The organism is Pseudomonas sp. F-14 TE3482 (genome assembly GCF_053629455.1).
In genome coordinates this window covers 3,790,159-3,807,738 of sequence record NZ_JBRJII010000001.1, presented here as the reverse complement: position 1 = coordinate 3,807,738, position 17,580 = coordinate 3,790,159, and the positions used below count along the sequence as shown (strand labels likewise).

General features: G+C 59.9%; 15 protein-coding genes. 9 read left to right on the top strand and 6 right to left on the bottom strand.

The features are described 5' to 3' along the window. Nucleotides 1-67: 67 nt before the first annotated feature. A complete protein-coding gene (locus AB7M26_RS17225) occupies nt 68-628 on the bottom strand; it encodes an NADPH-dependent FMN reductase (protein ID WP_123359687.1) in 561 nt (186 codons plus the stop codon). A 184-nt stretch (nt 629-812) separates the two neighbouring features. Here AB7M26_RS17225 and AB7M26_RS17220 point away from each other — a divergent pair, with 184 nt between their 5' ends. Next, a complete protein-coding gene (locus AB7M26_RS17220) occupies nt 813-1,049 on the top strand; it encodes a hypothetical protein (protein WP_123495100.1) in 237 nt (78 codons plus the stop codon). Between the two features lie 88 nt (nt 1,050-1,137). Then, nucleotides 1,138-2,031 carry a LysR family transcriptional regulator gene (locus tag AB7M26_RS17215; protein ID WP_123495102.1) on the top strand — a complete coding sequence of 298 codons (894 nt, stop codon included), beginning with the start codon at nt 1,138-1,140 and terminating at the stop codon, nt 2,029-2,031. On the opposite strand, the gene AB7M26_RS17210 is transcribed toward AB7M26_RS17215, so the two are convergent. The 5 genes from AB7M26_RS17210 to AB7M26_RS17190 all read right to left on the bottom strand — a co-directional run bounded on the left by AB7M26_RS17210 (nt 1,997) and on the right by AB7M26_RS17190 (nt 7,511). After that, nucleotides 1,997-2,611, bottom strand: coding sequence for a GNAT family N-acetyltransferase (locus AB7M26_RS17210; protein WP_008074397.1), 615 nt, complete (start codon nt 2,609-2,611; stop codon nt 1,997-1,999). The two genes, AB7M26_RS17215 and AB7M26_RS17210, sit on opposite strands and share 35 nt — an antisense overlap. A 14-nt stretch (nt 2,612-2,625) precedes the next feature. Continuing rightward, nucleotides 2,626-4,881 (bottom strand): Orn/Lys/Arg family decarboxylase, encoded by a 2,256-nt coding sequence (locus AB7M26_RS17205; RefSeq protein WP_123495103.1) that lies wholly within the window; start codon nt 4,879-4,881, stop codon nt 2,626-2,628. A 293-nt stretch (nt 4,882-5,174) separates the two neighbouring features. Beyond that, nucleotides 5,175-5,933 carry a DNA polymerase III subunit epsilon gene (gene dnaQ / locus AB7M26_RS17200; protein ID WP_123495104.1) on the bottom strand — a complete coding sequence of 253 codons (759 nt, stop codon included), beginning with the start codon at nt 5,931-5,933 and terminating at the stop codon, nt 5,175-5,177. A 274-nt stretch (nt 5,934-6,207) separates the two neighbouring features. Continuing rightward, complete coding sequence (rnhA, locus tag AB7M26_RS17195; RefSeq protein WP_003180633.1) at nt 6,208-6,660, bottom strand: ribonuclease HI; 453 nt, start codon at nt 6,658-6,660, stop codon at nt 6,208-6,210. Nucleotides 6,661-6,752: 92 nt separating this feature from the next. Continuing rightward, nucleotides 6,753-7,511 carry a methyltransferase domain-containing protein gene (locus tag AB7M26_RS17190; RefSeq protein ID WP_008074391.1) on the bottom strand — a complete coding sequence of 253 codons (759 nt, stop codon included), beginning with the start codon at nt 7,509-7,511 and terminating at the stop codon, nt 6,753-6,755. Between the two features lie 65 nt (nt 7,512-7,576). On the opposite strand from AB7M26_RS17190, the gene gloB reads away from it, so the two are divergent. The 7 genes from gloB (at nt 7,577) to AB7M26_RS17155 (ending at nt 17,562) form a co-directional block, all read left to right on the top strand. Beyond that, nucleotides 7,577-8,344, top strand: coding sequence for a hydroxyacylglutathione hydrolase (gene gloB, locus AB7M26_RS17185; protein WP_123495105.1), 768 nt, complete (start codon nt 7,577-7,579; stop codon nt 8,342-8,344). Between the two features lie 99 nt (nt 8,345-8,443). Further along, nucleotides 8,444-9,898, top strand: a complete 1,455-nt coding sequence (locus AB7M26_RS17180) for a transglycosylase SLT domain-containing protein (protein WP_123495106.1) — start codon at nt 8,444-8,446, stop codon at nt 9,896-9,898. A gap of 282 nt (nt 9,899-10,180) precedes the next feature. Continuing rightward, on the top strand, nt 10,181-12,013 hold the full coding sequence (locus AB7M26_RS17175; RefSeq protein WP_123495107.1) for an extracellular solute-binding protein: 1,833 nt from the start codon (nt 10,181-10,183) through the stop codon (nt 12,011-12,013). Further along, the gene (locus AB7M26_RS17170; protein WP_123495108.1) at nt 12,010-13,851 is read left to right on the top strand and encodes an extracellular solute-binding protein; all 1,842 of its coding nucleotides are present in this window, start codon (nt 12,010-12,012) and stop codon (nt 13,849-13,851) included. The genes AB7M26_RS17175 and AB7M26_RS17170 overlap by 4 nt, the downstream gene beginning before the upstream one ends. A gap of 4 nt (nt 13,852-13,855) precedes the next feature. Next, the gene (locus AB7M26_RS17165) at nt 13,856-14,929 is read left to right on the top strand and encodes a microcin C ABC transporter permease YejB (RefSeq protein ID WP_123495110.1); all 1,074 of its coding nucleotides are present in this window, start codon (nt 13,856-13,858) and stop codon (nt 14,927-14,929) included. Nucleotide 14,930: 1 nt separating this feature from the next. Beyond that, nucleotides 14,931-15,950, top strand: coding sequence for an ABC transporter permease (locus AB7M26_RS17160; RefSeq protein WP_008074378.1), 1,020 nt, complete (start codon nt 14,931-14,933; stop codon nt 15,948-15,950). A 1-nt stretch (nt 15,951) separates the two neighbouring features. Further along, entirely contained in the window at nt 15,952-17,562 is a 1,611-nt protein-coding gene (locus AB7M26_RS17155) for an ABC transporter ATP-binding protein (protein ID WP_123495111.1), read from the top strand. Nucleotides 17,563-17,580 lie beyond the last annotated feature (18 nt).

The window sequence follows — 17,580 nt, the reverse complement described above, 5'->3', positions numbered from 1 at the left end:
CGTCGCACCGCCACTCCCACAAGGGTTGTGGCAGGCCAGAAAAATCAATCAGCTCCACGTAAACGGGTCATTGCTTTTTATGCTGCTCAACCCACAGCGCATACGCATCGATGAATTTTTGCAGAAACGGCCTGACCGACTCTGACAACTTGCCCGCCTCGTCGAATGCTGAACCAGCGCCACCCAGGTAGGCCTCCGGTTGCTGCATGCACGGCACATTGAGAAACACCATGGACTGGCGCACGTTGTGGTTGGCGCCAAATCCGCCGACGGCGCCCGGTGAAGCGCTGATCACCGCACCCGGCTTGCCGTTCCAGGCGCTCTTGCCATAAGGGCGCGACCCCACGTCGATCGCATTCTTCAATGGCGCCGGTACCGAACGGTTATATTCCGGGGTCACGAACAGCACCGCGTCGGATGAACTCACTTGTTGACGGAAAGTGCTGTAGGCTGCCGGCGGTGATTCGCCATCGATGTCTTCGTTGTAGAGCGGCAAATCGCCGATTTCGACGATGTTCAGCTTGAGATTGGCAGGCGCCAGCTCGGCCAGCGCCAGCGCGACCTTGCGGTTGATCGATGCTTTTCTCAGGCTGCCGACCAGAACGGCGATCTCGTAGACGTTGCTCATGGAAGATTCTCGACTGTCCGATGGGAAGAGCTTCTAGTTATAGATGATCAAATGACGATTCAACCAGCGGGCGACGGAAAAACAGCGCCCCTGACTATTTTTTTCCTGTAGGAAAACTTACCTCGCCCAACCACGGTCTACAGAACCGCAAATTGAGTGATTTATCTCCAGAGGTTCTAAGCAGATGGCAGCAGTACTCGTCGGTCAGTTCCATGCAAGAGACGCGGAAGGCCGCGTTTATTCCGTGCATGAGTTCCAGGAATCCACCCCGTCGCACGACGGCCTCGCCGGCTCGGTGCCTGTCAGCACCTATAAGCTGGCCATTGGCGACCGGCTCAACAAACTCGACGACAACGAATTTGTGCTGGTGCAATCGGGCGTCACCCTCACTCGCGAACCTGAAACGAACGTGGCCTCATAACTCGCTGTTATGAGCAGAAGTCATATGCGCGCACTTGAGTTAGGATTCAGTGACTGACTCCCTCACCTGCTGAACATGGACTTCACGCATGCGTTTACGTCATATCGAAGTGATCCAGGCGCTCCTGCAGACCGGTCACCTGGGCACCGCCGCCGAATGGCTGCAGCTGCCAGTGGCCGAGGTTGAACGCACCCTGCGTGATGCCGAGGATCAGTTGGGTTTCATGCTGTTTGCCAGCGTGCGTGGTCGTCTGCAAGCCACGCGCGAAGCACGGGAGCTGCAAGTCGAGATCGCCCACGTCTACGAAGCCCTCGAGCCGGTCCAGCGACTGGCCAGCAGCCTCAAGCAATATTTGGCCCCGCCCCTGCGCATCATTTGCACCCCGCCGTTGGCACAACACCTGTTGCCACACAGCATCGCGGCCCTGCGCCGACGCCTCCCCGACGCACCTTGCACCCTCCTGAGCCAGCCGACCGGCGCGATTGTCAGAAGCCTGCTGCTGCGTGAAAGCGATCTGGGCCTGAGCCTGCATGACCCGGACCACGCCGATATCCATTGCCAGGTCATCGCTCAAGGCAAGCTCCAGCTGCTGGCACCCCATGGCTGGCTGCAACCGAAACAAAAGTACATCTCGCTGCAGGACCTGGCTGGCCAGTCGATGGTTGGCCTGGAAGGTCACGATCCGTTAAGCCCGGCACTGGACAACAAGCTGCATGCGCTGCGCCCTGCCCCGGTCATTCAGACACGGGTACAGACTCATCAGATGATGCGCAGCATGGTCGAGGCCGGTGAAGGTCTGGCGATCGTCGACCCATTTACCGCCCTCGGCGCCAAATCGGCCGGGCTCGATGCCTGCCCGCTGGCGCCTGCCGTGCCAATCAGCGTGTATGCCTTGAGCCTGAAGAGCGCCGAGCCCTCTGCGGCCGTTCAAGCGCTGCTGGACATCATCACGGAACAAGCCGTGGCGATGCTGGCGAGCTGAGCGGGTTTTCCAGCGGATTATCGAATAATCGATACCAGAACAACGCCATTTCAGCGGTATTCGGATCGATTCCGCGGTAGCGCAGGTGATCGATTCCGCCGACCACATAGCCACAGCGCTCATAAAGCCGACAGGCGCCCAGGTTGTTGTTCTGGGTTTCCAGCATGATGCCCGGCAGTTTTTTCTTGCGACTCCAGAACTGCGCCACGTCGAGCAACGCCTTGGCCACGCCATGACGGCGCGCCGGCGCATGCACCGCCAATTCATCGATATGGGCGAAGCCGTTCCAGTTGGTGCTGACCACTAAATGCCCCACCGGCTCGTCATCCAGATAGGCCATGAAAATCGCGCTGTCTGCGGCATCGCGAAAACTGCTGAATTCCTCGGGATCGATGCCGTAACACTTGCGATACGGGGTGATTGGCGTCACCGGCCACTGCGCCACCGGCTTACCGATTTGCGCGGCACCATAGGCGGCGACTTCAAAACTGAAATCACTGCCCCAGATATAGGCCGCAAACCCCTCATCGGCGACACGCACCGAGAGGCCTGGGTATTTGGGATTCATGACTGGTTGCATACTCGGAAAGGTCCTCATTCCTTGATGCAATCGACGGTGTAATGCCGTCCATTGCCCTCGTCTTCGTGTTGCAAGCCATGCACATCGGCGACAAATCCGGGGAAGCTGCTGTCGAACGTACGGGCAAACTTCAGGTAATCGATGATCGAACGGGTCGACTCGGTGAACCGCTCGCCGGGCATGATCAACGGGATCCCCGGCGGGTATGGCACCAGCATTACCGCCGCGATCCGCCCATCCAGAGCATCGATCGAAACAGCCTCAACCTCCCCGCGTACTAATTGATCATAGGCGTCCGCCGGCTTCATCGCGACTTCCGGCAGTACGGTGTACATGCGTTTGAGGTGTTTGGCCGTGGCATTGCTGCGATAACAGGCGTGCAATTGATCACACAGATCGCGCAAACCCATGCCTTGATAACGGGCAATATTGTGTTGCGCCACACACGGCAGGCAGGTGGCCAGGCTGACATTGGCGTCGTAACTGCGCTTGAACTCCAGCAACTCGGTCAGCAGCGTGCTCCATTTGCCCTTGGTGATGCCCATGGAGAACAGCACCAGGAACGAATACAGCCCGGTCTTTTCCACGACCAGTCCGCGTTCCCAGAGGAATTTGCTGACCACCGCCGCCGGAATACCCCGCGCGCTCAGGGCACCGCCCGCCGTCAAACCCGGCATCACCAGCGTGACCTTGATCGGATCGAGCAGCACGTAGTCGTCGGTCACGCCACCAAAGCCGTGCCAATCAGCGTCGGGTTGCAGCAACCAGTCTTCGGTGACTACCTGTTCGATACCTTCGGCCGAGGGTGGTTGCCAGATGGAAAACCACCAGTCATCGGCGGCGATGTGCTGACGCAGATTGGCCAGGGCCCGGCGAAAGCTCAGGGCCTCGTCGAACATTTCCTGCAACAGCGAACGGCCGGCCGGCCCTTCCATCATCGCCGAGGCCACGTCCAGCGAAGCAATGATGCTGTACTGCGGCGAGGTCGAGATGTGCATCATGAACGCTTCGTTGAAACGGTCGCGATCGAGCTGTCGCGCACCGCCGTCCTGAACGTGAATCATCGACGCCTGACTGAACGCCGCCAGCAATTTGTGCGTGGAGTGCGTAGTGAACACCAGCGGGCTGTCTTCACTGCGAGAGGTGCCCATGCCGTAACGGCCGGCGAAGAACTCATGAAATGCTGCGTAGGCGTACCAGGCCTCGTCGAAATGCAAGACCTCGACGCTGTTGCCCAGGCTCTGCTTGATCAATTCGGCGTTGTAACAGAGGCCGTCGTAAGTCGAATTGGTCACCACCGCCAACTTGACCTTGGGTTCGCGGCCCTTGGTCAGCGGGCTGGCTTCGATCTTGGCCTGGATCGATTCACGACTGAATTCGCTCAACGGAATCGGACCGATAATTCCCAGCTCATTGCGTTCCGGACACAGGTACAGCGGAATCGCGCCGGTCATGATGATCGAATGCAGCACCGACTTGTGGCAGTTGCGATCCACCAGCACCAAGTCATCGCGGGCCACCATGGAATGCCAGACGATCTTGTTGGCGGTCGAGGTGCCATTGATCACGAAAAAGGTGTGATCGGCGCCGAAATTACGCGCGGCTCTCGCTTCCGCTTCGGCCAGCGGGCCGGTGTGATCGAGCAGCGAACCGAGTTCCGGTACCGACACCGACAAATCCGAACGCAGGGTGTTTTCCCCGAAGAACTGGTGAAACGCCTGCCCCACCGGGCTCTTGTGATACGCCACGCCGCCGCCATGGCCGGGGGTATGCCAGGAATAATTGGAATCGGCGGTGTGCTGTACCAGCGCCTTGAAAAATGGCGGCAACAGACCGTCGAGATATTTGCGCGCCGCGCGGGCGACCTGACGGGCGAGGAAGGGCACGGTGTCTTCGAACAAATAAAGAATGCCGCGCAGTTGATTGAGTTCCGCCATGGCATCGGCCGGGGCGTTTTCCAGGGTCACCTGCTCGCCCAACGCAAAGATCGGCAGGTCCGGCGCCCGAACCCGTGCCAGGCGGATCAGCTCGGCCATGTTATGCAGAAGATGAGCATTGGTGCTGGCGTCTTCGGCGGCAATCAACATGCAAGAGAGGCCGTGATGAGTCGAGGCGACTAGACGTCCTTCGTTGTAATCGACCGCCGAGACGATGCTGAAGCCTTCCTGCTCAAGCTCCCGGGCGATGCCACGCACACGATCACCGGCAACGGTGTCGGCCTTGATGTCGCGGTGGACGATCAGGACCGGGAATTTCAAATCTTTATACATGGGGCTCGGTGTCCTGAGGCGGCAGACCGTGGCCTGCCAATAACCTCAGGGTAGAGGGTTGGAGCGCATGTGGCGAGGGGGATGCCCTGAAGTGGGTCGGCGGGCGCACCAGCAAGTGGCCAGCAAACCCATTGTTCAGAAAGTTTACCTGTGGCGAGGGAGCTTGCTCCCGTTGGGCTGCGAAGCGGCCCCCTGCACTCGCTCAGATCACCGTATTGGCAGGATTTGCGACTGCTGCGCAGCCGAGCGGGAGCAAGCTCCCTCGCCACAAAAGCCCTTCCGCTCGAAGGGGCTCAGGCCTGAGCCTTGGCCTCAGCCAATTGCTGCCACAACGACGGAGCGCCAGCGGATTTGGCGATGGCTTCCAGACGCGCAATGTGCTGGGCCAAATCTTCTTCACTCGCCCGGATGATCCGGATCGGCTGACGATCGGCCGGCAGACGACGGATTTCGGTGGCGGAGTTATCCGCGCCCTCACCTGAACCATTGCCATCGGACGCGTTACCGGCCAGCGACAGGCTGGTCTGGCCGCCGGTCATGGTCAGGTAGACGTCGGCGAGAATCTCGGAGTCGAGCAAGGCGCCGTGCAGCTCACGGCCGGAGTTGTCGACGCCATAGCGTTTGCACAAGGCGTCGAGGCTGTTGCGCTGCCCCGGGTGACGTTCCCGGGCCATCATCAGGGTGTCGAGGATCGAGCAGTGTTGCGTGATATCCGCGCGGTCGTGATGGCCCATCAGGGCGAATTCGTTGTTGATGAAGCCAACGTCGAACGCCGCGTTATGGATGATCAGCTGCGCACCCTTGATGAACTCGAAGAACTCATCGGCCACTTCATTGAAACGCGGTTTGCCCACCAGGAATTCGTTCGTGATGCCGTGGACGCCGATGGCGCCTTCGTCACTCTCGCGATCCGGTTGCAGGTAAACATGGAAATGCCGGCCGGTCAGGCGCCGACCGATCAACTCGACACAACCGATTTCGATAATCCGGTGGCCGTCGGTCACCGGCATGCCGGTGGTTTCGGTATCGAGTACAACGGATCTGGTGGCCATCAGTGCTCAGCTCTCAACGGGTCAATCGTGCAAAAGCGGCGATGTTAACACGCTCGCAGGATCGTCAACGACCGGTATTCAGACCAGCAACTGACCGCCGCGATTTTGATGCTGTGACTTCTTGAGGAGTGGGTTTGCCTGCGATGCGCCCTGGCAGGACCGAGGAGTGGCCTTCGCGAGCAAGCCCGCTCTCACCCTCAGTCTAATTCCTACCCAAGACACAAGCGGGCTTGCTCGCGAAGAACGATGACGCGGTGCATCGGTAGAACCGGAATCAAGCCTGCTTGTACCCACGCACTTCATCCACGCCACGGTTAGCCAGTTGGTCGGCCCGTTCGTTGCCATGATGGCCGATGTGCCCGCGCACCCATTTCCAGGTGACGTTGTGGCGGTTGACCTGCTCGTCGAGCAGCTTCCACAGATCGGCGTTTTTCACCGGCTCCTTGGCCGCGGTTTTCCAGCCGCGTTTCTTCCAGTTGGCCATCCACTCGTTGATGCCTTTCATCACGTACTGGGAGTCGGTCACCAGCAGTACGTCGCAGGAGCGCTTGAGCTCTTCCAGGCCACGGATCGCGCCCATCAACTCCATGCGGTTGTTGGTGGTGTTGGCTTCGCCGCCCCAGAGTTCTTTTTCAACGCCCTTGCACACCAGCAATGCACCCCAGCCGCCCGGGCCAGGGTTGCCCTTACAGGCGCCATCGGTGAAGAGTTCTACGCTATCGCTCATGCCAATCTATCCAGAAAATGCGGTGGCTCGCCGATCGGTGACCGACGATGCCCGAGGCCGGGGCGAACCCGGCCGGGAAAATAAAATGTGTATTACGGTTCGAGGTGACGACGGTTGACCTTGGCCATCGGCAAGGGAATCAGTTTGCCCATCGGTTCGCGCCGCTCCTGACGCACCGGCCGCAGGCCCACCACAATCTTGCGCGCGACCAATAAATAGAAGCCACCACCCGACAACTGCCAGTCACCGGCCTTGCGCTCCCAACCGGCCAGACGGGCTTGCCAGGCAGGCGACGCAAGCGGCGGACGATAGCACCCGAAGCGGCGTTTCTCCAGCGCGAAGCCCAGCAGGTTCAGCCAGTCGGCGACTCGCGACGGCGAAATGCAACGGGCCTTGCGCAAGGCGTCATGGGCAAACACATGACGCAGGCCCCAACTGCTCCAGGGATTGATCCCGACAATCAGCAGATGCCCGCCGGGCCGAACGCTGCTCGCCGCTTCGCGCAGCAAACCGTGGGGCGACAGGCAGAAATCCAGCCCGTGCTGCAACACCACCACATCGGCGGCGTGCTCGCTCAAAGGCCAGGCCTGCTCTTCGCAAACGATCTCCACACCCGGCAACGGCGCACCGAGCCGCACATTGCGCTGGACCTGCGGCGCCGACGGCGGCGTCTGCGCCGAAGGGCCGTAATGCACCAGGTAGCCGCCGAAGAAGCGCCCCAACTCGTCTTCGAGCATGCGTCGTTCTTCGTCCAGCAGAAATTGCCCGATGGGGCCGGACAGCCATTCACGGGCCGCGCTGATCAATGTCAGCCACTCAGGATCGGCCTGAGCGAACGCTTTATCGGTCATTGCATTCTCCAACGCGCCAGGAAGTTCTAAGATGCGCCAATGTTTTCCGCTTGGCGAATCCGACGATGATACAGATCAGTGCCCTGCCCGCCTTCACCGACAACTACATCTGGTTGTTACAAGACCACAGCACCCAGCGCTGCGCCGTGGTCGATCCGGGCGATGCCGCGCCAGTACAAGCCTGGCTCGCGGCGCACACAGGTTGGGTGTTAAGCGATATTTTGATCACTCATCACCATCATGACCATGTCGGCGGCGTCGAGCGGCTGAAAAAAGCGACAGACGCGACAGTCTACGGCCCGGCCAGCGAAAGCATCCCGGCGCGGGACGTGGCACTCAAGGACAATGACCGCATCAGCGTGCTGGGCTGGGACTTCGAAATCATCGAAGTACCAGGTCATACCCTCGGACACATTGCCTTTTATCACCAGGGCCATTTGTTTTGCGGTGACACCCTGTTCGCCGCCGGTTGCGGGCGCCTGTTCGAAGGCACGCCGGAGCAAATGCATCACTCGCTGAGCCGCCTCGCGGCGCTGCCCGAAGACACGCTGATCTACTGCACTCACGAATACACCCTGAGCAACCTGAAGTTTGCCGCAGCGGTCGAACCGGGCAATCCGGACACCGCCGCACGTCTGGAAAAAGTCACCGCACAACGTGAAGCCGGAATCATGACGCTGCCCTCTACTCTGGCGCTTGAAAAGCGTACCAACCCGTTTTTGCGTGTCGACGAAACATCCGTTAAAGAAAAAGTGGACGAACGGAATGGAACCCAAAACCGGGCTCCGAGTGCGGTTTTTGCTGCTCTACGCGCTTGGAAAGATAAGTTCTAAGTAGCCATCACGTTGGTACAAAAATTCTGAATGGTTGACCGCAGGGGGTGCGCTTTCTAGAATCGCCCGACATTTTTGCCCGGAACTTACTTCCAGCCAATGTCGTCACCTATTCGTAAAGCCATCAATTCAGACGCATTGACCCGCTTGGCTCAAGCCATCGCGGTGGCTGTGTCCGCCACTTTGGCGGGCTGTTCCAGCCATGTGCCGCAGACCGAAGCGACACACACTCCGAACATCGCCGCTCGAGCCAAGCAAAAACCTGTCTGGCTCAGCGAAAAACCAACACCGCAAATTCCACAGGACGTCTGGGAGCGCATGCGCCAGGGCTTCCAGTTGCAGGACAACCTGGGCGTCAACCCGCGCATCGAGCAACAGCGCCTGTGGTTCGCCAGTAATCCGTCCTTCCTCGAAAACGCCGGCGAACGCGGCAGCCTCTACATTCACTACATCGTCGAACGCCTTGAAGAACGCAACATGCCGCTGGAACTGGCGCTATTGCCGGTGATTGAAAGCGCCTACAACCCGATGGCCTATTCCCGGGCCGATGCGGTTGGCTTGTGGCAATTCATCCCTTCCACCGGGCGTTACTTCAACCTGCGTCAAACCCGTTTCTATGATGGCCGTCGCGATATCACCGCCTCGACCACTGCGGCCATGGATTACCTGACCCGCCTGCACGACATGTTCAACGGCGACTGGCTGCTGGCCCTGGCGGCGTACAACGCCGGCGAAGGCACGGTCAGCCGGGCCATCGAGCGCAACGAACGACTCGGCCTGCCGACCGACTACTGGAACCTGCCGCTACCAGCGGAAACCCAGGCCTATGTGCCGAAGCTGCTGGCCCTGTCGCAAGTGGTCCTGGCGCCCGACGCCTATGGCGTGAACCTCAACCCGATCGCCAATGAACCGTACTTCCAGGTCGTCGAAATCAACCAGCGCATGGACCTGTCCAAGGTTGCCGCCGTCGCCAATATCGACGAAGACGAACTGTTCCAGCTCAACCCGGCCTTCAAGCAGCGCACCACCATCGACGGCCCCCAGCATCTGCTGGTGCCAACGTCCAAGGCGCAACTGCTGACCGCCAGCCTGTCGACCATGCGTCCTGACGAGCTGATCAGCCAGCGATCCCTCAAGCCGGTGTTCGAAGGGGCAGACGACAGCGAAATCGCCAGCCTCAAGCGCGCCTATCGGGTCAAACGCGGCGACAATCTGGGCACCATCGCCAAGGCCAACAAGGTCGAGGTCAAAGACCTGCAACGCTGGAACAAGCTGAACGGCAAAGACCTCAAGGTCGGCCAGACCCTGGTGATGCAGGACACCGCCAAGCGCAAATCCGGGCGCGTCAACACTGTGGTCGCGGCGAACAGCAAGGCGAGCGGCAAGGTTACAAACAAAACGCAACAGACCCAATACAAGGTCAAGCAAGGCGACTCGCTGTACATGGTCGCCAAACGCTTCAATGTTGAAATGCAGCACCTCAAGCGCTGGAACCCTCGGGTTGGCCAGGCGCTGAAACCGGGGCAGATGCTGACGGTTGCTTCGCCGCATTAAGCGGCTTCGGGCAATGGGGCTTTTTTGTGGCGAGGGAGCTTGCTCCCGCTGGGTAGCGAAGCAACCCCAAAACCTGAAACCCGATGATTTCTGACACCGCGCAGTCAGGTTTACGACTGCTTCGCAGCCGAGCGGGAGCAAGCTCCCTCGCCACAGGTTCTGCAATCCACCGGACCATCACCTCACAATTAACAACGCATTAACCCCCCGTCTTTTTCCTGTCGATACAAGCTGTTACTGTACGGCCCACAAAGCCCAAGCCGCCTGGATCGGATCTCTGACTTGAAGCGTCCCCTCCTCCTGCTCCTGATCAGCCTGGCCTTGAGCTCCCCCGCAAGCGCGACGATCAGCGAAAGCCATGGTTATGCGCAGTTCGGCACGCTCAAGTACCCGGCCAGATTTACCCACTTCGACTGGGTCAACCCGCAAGCGCCCAAGGGCGGTACGTTGCGGGTGATGGCGTTTGGCACCTTCGATACGCTCAACCCATACACCTTCAAGGGTTCGAGCCCGGTTTCCACCGCCAACTTCCTGCAATACGGCATCAACGAACTCAATGAACCGTTGATGGTCGGCACCGGCCAATACGCGCCGTCCGGCGATGAGCCGACCTCCAGTTATGGCCTGATTGCCCAATCGGTGGAATACAGCGAGGACCGCAGCTGGGTGGTGTTCAATCTGCGCCCCGAAGCGCGTTTCCACGATGGCACGCCGATCACCGCTTACGACGTGGCGTTCTCTTACCGTTTGCTGCTCAAGGAAGGTCACCCGCAATACCGCACCAACCTTCAGGAAGTGTCACGGGTCGACATCCTCAACCCACGGCGCATCCGTTTCGTCTTCAAACGCGCCGGTAATCCGCTGCTGATCCTGCGCCTGGGCGAGTTGCCGGTGTTGCCCCAGCATTACTGGGAAGGTCGCGACTTCAAGGCCACCACCTTCGAGCCGCCATTGGGCAGCGGGCCGTATCGCATCACCTCGGTAACGCCCGGGCGGCAGATCGTCTTCGAACGGGTCAAGGATTACTGGGGCAAAGACCTGCCGGTCAATCGCGGCAAGTACAACGTCGATCGCATGGAAGTCGAGTTCTACCGTGACAGCGACGTGGCTTTCGAAGCGTTCAAGGCCGGTGAGTTCGACATCTACATCGAACACCAGGCGAAGAACTGGGCCAACGGTTACAACTTCCCGGCCGTGCGCCGTGGCGATGTGATCAAGGCGCAAATCGCGCACCAGATCCCGACCCAGAGCCAGGGCCTGTTCATGAACAGCCGGCGGCCAACTTTCGCCGAGGCCAAGGTCCGCGAAGCGCTGGGGCTGATGTTCGACTTCGAGTGGACCAACCGCACGCTGTTCAGCGGCGCCTACAAACGCGCCATGAGTTATTACCCCAACAGCGAGTTCTCCGCGACCGGGCTACCGGTCGGTCATGAGTGGCTGCTGCTCAAGCCCTATCGCGATCAGTTGCCCGCCAAGCTACTCACCGAGCCGTTCAGCCTGCCGCAGACCGAAGGCCGCGGCATTCCGCGGGAAACCATGCGCAAGGCCCTGGAGCTGCTCGCCGAGGCCGGCTGGAAGCTCAACGGTCAACGACTACAGAACACCATTGGCCAACCGTTGCGCTTCGAGATCCTGCTGGTCAACCCGAACCTGGAGCGCATCCTTCAGCCCTACGTCGAAAACCTCGCCAGCATCGGCATCGACGCACGGCTGCGCACGGTCGATCGCGCTCAGTACAAACAGCGCCTCGATCAGTTCGATTTCGACATGATCCTGATGACCCTCAACCAGACCCTCAGCCCGGGCCTGGAACAATGGCAGTACTTCCACTCCAGCCAAGTCGGGGTCAAGGGCAGCAAGAATTACGCAGGTATCGCCAACCCGGTGGTCGACCATTTGCTAGAACAACTGCTCGCCGCCCAGACCCGTGATGCACAAGTCGCCGCCGGCAAGGCGCTCGACCGGGTGCTGCTGTGGCAGCACTACATCATTCCCAACTGGTACCTCAATTATCACCGCCTGGCCTACCGCAACCGGTTCGCCTTCGTCACCACGCCGCCCTACACCCTGGGCCTGAGCGCGTGGTGGCTGAAATCTTCGGAGAAAGATCGATGAAACCCGTACGCGCCCTGCTCTTGCAGGCCAGCGGTCTGTTGTTCGCCGGGCTGGCCTGCGCCGCCCCGCAACATGCCCTGACCCTGTACAACGAGCCGCCGAAATACCCGGCCGATTTCAAACATTTCGATTACGTGAACCCCGACGCGCCCAAGGGCGGGATCTTTCGCCAGGCCGGGTTCGGTGGCTTCGACAGCCTCAACCCGTTCATCAACAAAGGCGTGCCGGCCGACGACATCAGCATGATCTATGACACCCTGGCCAAACAGGGGCTGGATGAGCCGTTTACCGAATACGGCTTGATCGCCGGCAAAATCGAAAAAGCCCCGGACAACAGTTGGGTGCGCTTCTACCTGCGTCCCGAAGCACGTTTCCACGACGGCCATCCGGTACGTGCCGAAGATGTGGTGTTCAGCTTCCAGACCCTGATCAAGGACGGCGCCCCGCTCTTCCGCGGCTATTACAGCGACGTGGAGGAAGTGGTCGCCGAAGACCCGCTCAAAGTGCTGTTCAAGTTCAAGCACAACAACAACCGTGAATTGCCGCTGATCCTCGGCCAATTGCCGGTGCTGCCCAAGCATTGGTGGGCCACCCGCGATTTCAACAAGGGCAACCTGGAACTGCCGCTGGGCAGCGGCCCGTACAAAGTCAGCGAAGTCAAGGCTGGGCGGTCGGTGCGCTATGAGCGGGTCAAGGATTACTGGGGCAAGGACCTGCCGGTCAATCGAGGCTTCTACAACTTCGACGTGCTGACCACCGACTACTACCGCGACAATACCGTCGCGCTGGAAGCGCTCAAGGCCGGTCAGTTCGACTTCTGGCTGGAATCGGCCGCGAAAAACTGGGCCAAGGCCTACAACATTCCGGCAGTAGCCGAAGGTCGGCTGATCAAGGAAGAGATCGCCAACGGCAACCCCACCGGCATGCAAGGCTTCGTGTTCAACCTGCGCCGCCCGGTGTTTCAGGATGTGCGTGTGCGTCAGGCACTGACCCTGTTGCTGGACTTCGAATGGACCAACAAGCAACTGTTCAACGGCGCCTACGCGCGCACCCGCAGTTACTTCGAAAACTCGGAAATGGCCGCCACCGGCCTCCCCGACGCCGATCAGTTGGCGATCCTGGACCCATTGCGCGGCAAGATTCCCGAGCAAGTGTTCAGCGAGGCGTTCCAGAACCCGGTGACCGACGCCAGCGGCATGATCCGCACCCAGCAACGCAAGGCCTATCAACTGCTGCAAGAGGCCGGCTGGCGAATCGTCGACGACAAAATGGTCGATGCCACCGGCAAACCGGTGACCATCGAATTCCTGCTGGCCCAGACCGAGTTCGAGCGGGTGTTGCTGCCGTTCAAGCGTAACCTCAGCGACCTGGGCATCGATCTGGTGATCCGTCGGGTCGACGTCTCGCAATACATCAACCGCGTGCGCTCCCGGGACTTCGACATGATCGTTGGCAGCTTCCCGCAGTCCAACTCGCCAGGTAACGAACAGCGCGAGTTCTGGATGACCGCCGCGGCCGACAAACCCGGCAGCCGCAACTCCATGGGCCTGAAAGACCCGGTGGTGGACCAACTGGTCGAGCAACTGATCAACGCCGATTCGCGGCAAAGCCTGGTGGCCCACGCCAGGGCACTCGACCGGGTGCTGCAATGGGGCTATTACGTGATCCCCAACTGGCACATCAAGACCTGGCGTGTGGCGTACTGGAACCACATCGGCCACCCGAAGATTTCGCCCAAATATGACATCGGCATCAATACCTGGTGGGTCAAGCCCAACGCGACATTGCCGATAGAAGTCGAAACCAAACTGCAAGCCGACCCTGCGGGCACGGAGTAATCAGATGCTGGCGTATATTTTTCGGCGACTGCTGCTGATCATCCCGACCCTGCTCGGCATTTTGCTGATCAACTTCGTGATCATCCAGGCCGCCCCCGGCGGGCCGGTGGAACAGATGATCGCCAAGCTCGAAGGCTTCGAAGGCGCCACCAGCCGCATCGCCGGCGGCGGTGCCGAAGTGTCGGTGGCGGGTTCCGCCTATCGTGGGGCGCAAGGCCTGGACCCGGCGCTGGTCAAGGAAATCGAGCACATGTACGGCTTCGATAAATCGGCGCCGGAACGTTTGTGGATCATGATCAAGAACTACGCCACCCTGGATTTCGGCGACAGCTTCTTCCGCGACGCCAAGGTCATCGACCTGATCAAGGAAAAGATGCCGGTATCGATCTCCCTCGGGTTGTGGAGCACGCTGATCATGTACCTGGTGTCGATCCCGCTGGGGATCGCCAAGGCGACGCGACATGGCAGCCACTTCGACGTCTGGACCAGTTCGGCGATCATCGTCGGTTATGCGATCCCGGCGTTCCTGTTTGCCATCTTGCTGATTGTGGTGTTCGCCGGCGGCAGCTATTTCGACTGGTTTCCGTTGCGGGGCCTGACCTCGAACAACTTCGATGAGCTGAGCACTGGCGGCAAGATCCTCGATTACTTCTGGCACCTGGCGCTGCCGGTGACTGCCTTGGTGATCGGCAACTTCGCGACCATGACCCTGCTGACCAAAAACAGCTTCCTCGACGAAATCAACAAGCAGTACGTGGTCACCGCCAAGGCCAAGGGCCTGACCCGCCACCGCGTGCTGTACGGCCATGTGTTTCGCAACGCCATGCTGCTGGTGATCGCCGGTTTCCCCTCGGCGTTCATCGGGATCTTTTTCACCGGCTCGTTGCTGGTGGAAGTGATCTTCTCCCTCGACGGCATGGGACTGATGAGTTTCGAGGCGGCGATCAACCGCGATTACCCGGTGGTCTTCGGCACGCTGTTTATCTTCACCCTGCTGGGGCTGGTGGTGAAATTGATCGGTGACCTGACTTACACCTTTGTCGATCCGCGCATCGACTTCGAAAGCCGGGAGCATTGAGATGAACCTGTCCCCTCTCAATCGCCGACGTTTCGAACTGTTCAAGGCCAACAAGCGTGGCTGGTGGTCGTTGTGGCTGTTCCTGATTCTGTTCGGCGCAAGCCTTGGTGCCGAGTTGATCGCCAACGACAAACCGCTGGTGGTGCACTACGACAACGCCTGGTACTTCCCGGCCCTCAAGCGCTACCCGGAAACCGCGTTCGGCGGCGAATTCCCGCTGGAAGCCAACTACAAGAGCCCGTACATTCGCGAACTGCTCAAGGCCAAGGACGCCTGGGTGTTGTGGGCGCCGATCCCCTACAGCTACCAGAGCATCAACTACGACCTGAAAGTCCCAGCCCCCGCGCCGCCTTCGGCCGATAACCTGCTGGGCACCGACGATCAGGGCCGCGATGTGCTGGCCCGGGTGATTTATGGCTTCCGGATTTCGGTGCTGTTCGCTTTGACGCTGACCATTCTCAGCTCGATCATCGGCGTGATCGCCGGAGCCTTGCAGGGTTTTTATGGCGGCTGGGTCGATCTGGCCGGGCAGCGTTTTCTGGAGATCTGGTCCGGGTTGCCGGTGCTGTACCTGCTGATCATTCTGGCCAGTTTTGTGCAACCAAATTTCTGGTGGCTGCTGGGGATCATGCTGCTGTTCTCGTGGATGAGCCTGGTAGATGTGGTGCGCGCCGAGTTCCTGCGCGGCCGGAATCTGGAATACGTGCGCGCGGCACGGGCGCTGGGTATGCAGAATGGTGCGATCATGTTCCGCCACATCCTGCCCAACGCCATGGTCTCGACCATGACCTTCATGCCGTTCATCCTGACCGGCGCCATCGGTACGCTGACCGCCCTGGATTTCCTCGGCTTCGGCCTGCCGCCGGGCGCGCCGTCCCTGGGTGAACTGGTGGCCCAGGGCAAATCCAACCTGCAAGCGCCGTGGCTGGGTATGAGTGCGTTTGCGGTGCTGGCGTTGATGTTGAGTCTGCTGGTGTTCATCGGCGAGTCCGCTCGCGATGCCTTCGACCCGAGGAAGTGAAATGAATCAGGACAATCTGATCGAAGTGCGCGACCTGGCCGTCGAGTTTGTCGTCGGTGAGCGCGTGCAGCGGGTGGTCGAGGGCGTCAGCTTCGACATCAAGCGCGGCGAAACCCTGGCGCTGGTGGGAGAAAGCGGCTCCGGCAAATCGGTGACCGCCCACTCGATCCTGCGACTGCTGCCCTACCCGCTGGCCCGGCATCCGTCCGGAACCATCACTTATTCCGACCGGAATCTGCTGGACCTGAAAGAGAAAACCATCCGCCACATCCGCGGCAACCGGATTGCGATGATCTTTCAAGAGCCGATGACCTCGCTCAATCCGCTGCATTCGATCGAAAAACAGATCAACGAAATCCTGGGCATCCACAAAGGCCTGACCGGCAAAGTCGCGACCAAACGCACGCTGGAACTGCTGGAAATGGTCGGCATCCCCGAACCGCAGAAGCGTCTCAAGGCCCTGCCCCACGAATTGTCCGGCGGCCAGCGCCAGCGGGTAATGATCGCGATGGCCCTGGCCAATGAGCCGGAATTGCTGATCGCCGACGAACCGACCACGGCTCTGGACGTGACCGTTCAACTGAAAATTCTCGAACTGCTCAAAGAATTACAGGCCCGTCTGGGCATGGCGTTGTTACTGATCAGTCACGATTTGAACCTTGTACGAAGAATTGCGCATCGGGTATGTGTCATGCAGCGCGGTTGCATCGTCGAACAGGCATCGTGCGAAGAATTGTTCCGCGCGCCGCAGCATCCGTACACGCGGGAACTGCTGGCAGCGGAGCCCAGCGGCAAGCCGGCGACCAATCTGATTGGCCCGCCGTTGCTGCAGGTCGAGGACCTGAAAGTCTGGTTCCCGATCAAGAAAGGCTTTCTGAAAAAGACCGTGGACCATATCAAAGCGGTAGACGGCATCAATTTCAGCCTGCCCCAGGGCCAGACCCTGGGGATTGTGGGAGAAAGCGGTTCTGGCAAGTCGACGCTCGGCCTGGCGATTTTGCGGCTGATCGGTAGCAAAGGCACCATCCGTTTTGAAGGCAAGCAGCTAGACTGCCTGACGCAGAGCGAAGTTCGGCCGCTGCGCCGGGAGATGCAGGTGGTGTTCCAGGACCCGTTCGGCAGCCTGAGCCCACGGATGTGCGTGAGCCAGATCGTCGGCGAAGGCCTGCGGATCCACAAGATGGGCACCGAGGCAGAACAGGAACAAGCGATTATTGCAGCACTCAAGGAGGTAGGCCTGGACCCGGAAACCCGGCACCGCTACCCCCATGAATTTTCCGGTGGGCAACGGCAGAGAATCGCCATTGCCCGGGCATTAGTGCTAAAACCGGCGTTGATTCTACTGGACGAGCCGACTTCGGCCCTCGACCGCACCGTGCAACGCCAAGTGGTGGAGCTGCTACGTTCACTGCAAACCAAGTACAACCTGACGTATTTGTTTATCAGCCATGACCTGGCTGTCGTCAAAGCGCTGAGCCACCAGCTGATGGTGGTCAAGCATGGCCAAGTGGTCGAACAGGGAGACGCGCAAAGTATCTTTGCCGCCCCCCAACATCCGTATACACAGCAGTTGCTGGAAGCCGCTTTTCTGGCACCAGCCACTGCGCAATAAACCTGAAAAGAGGAGCAA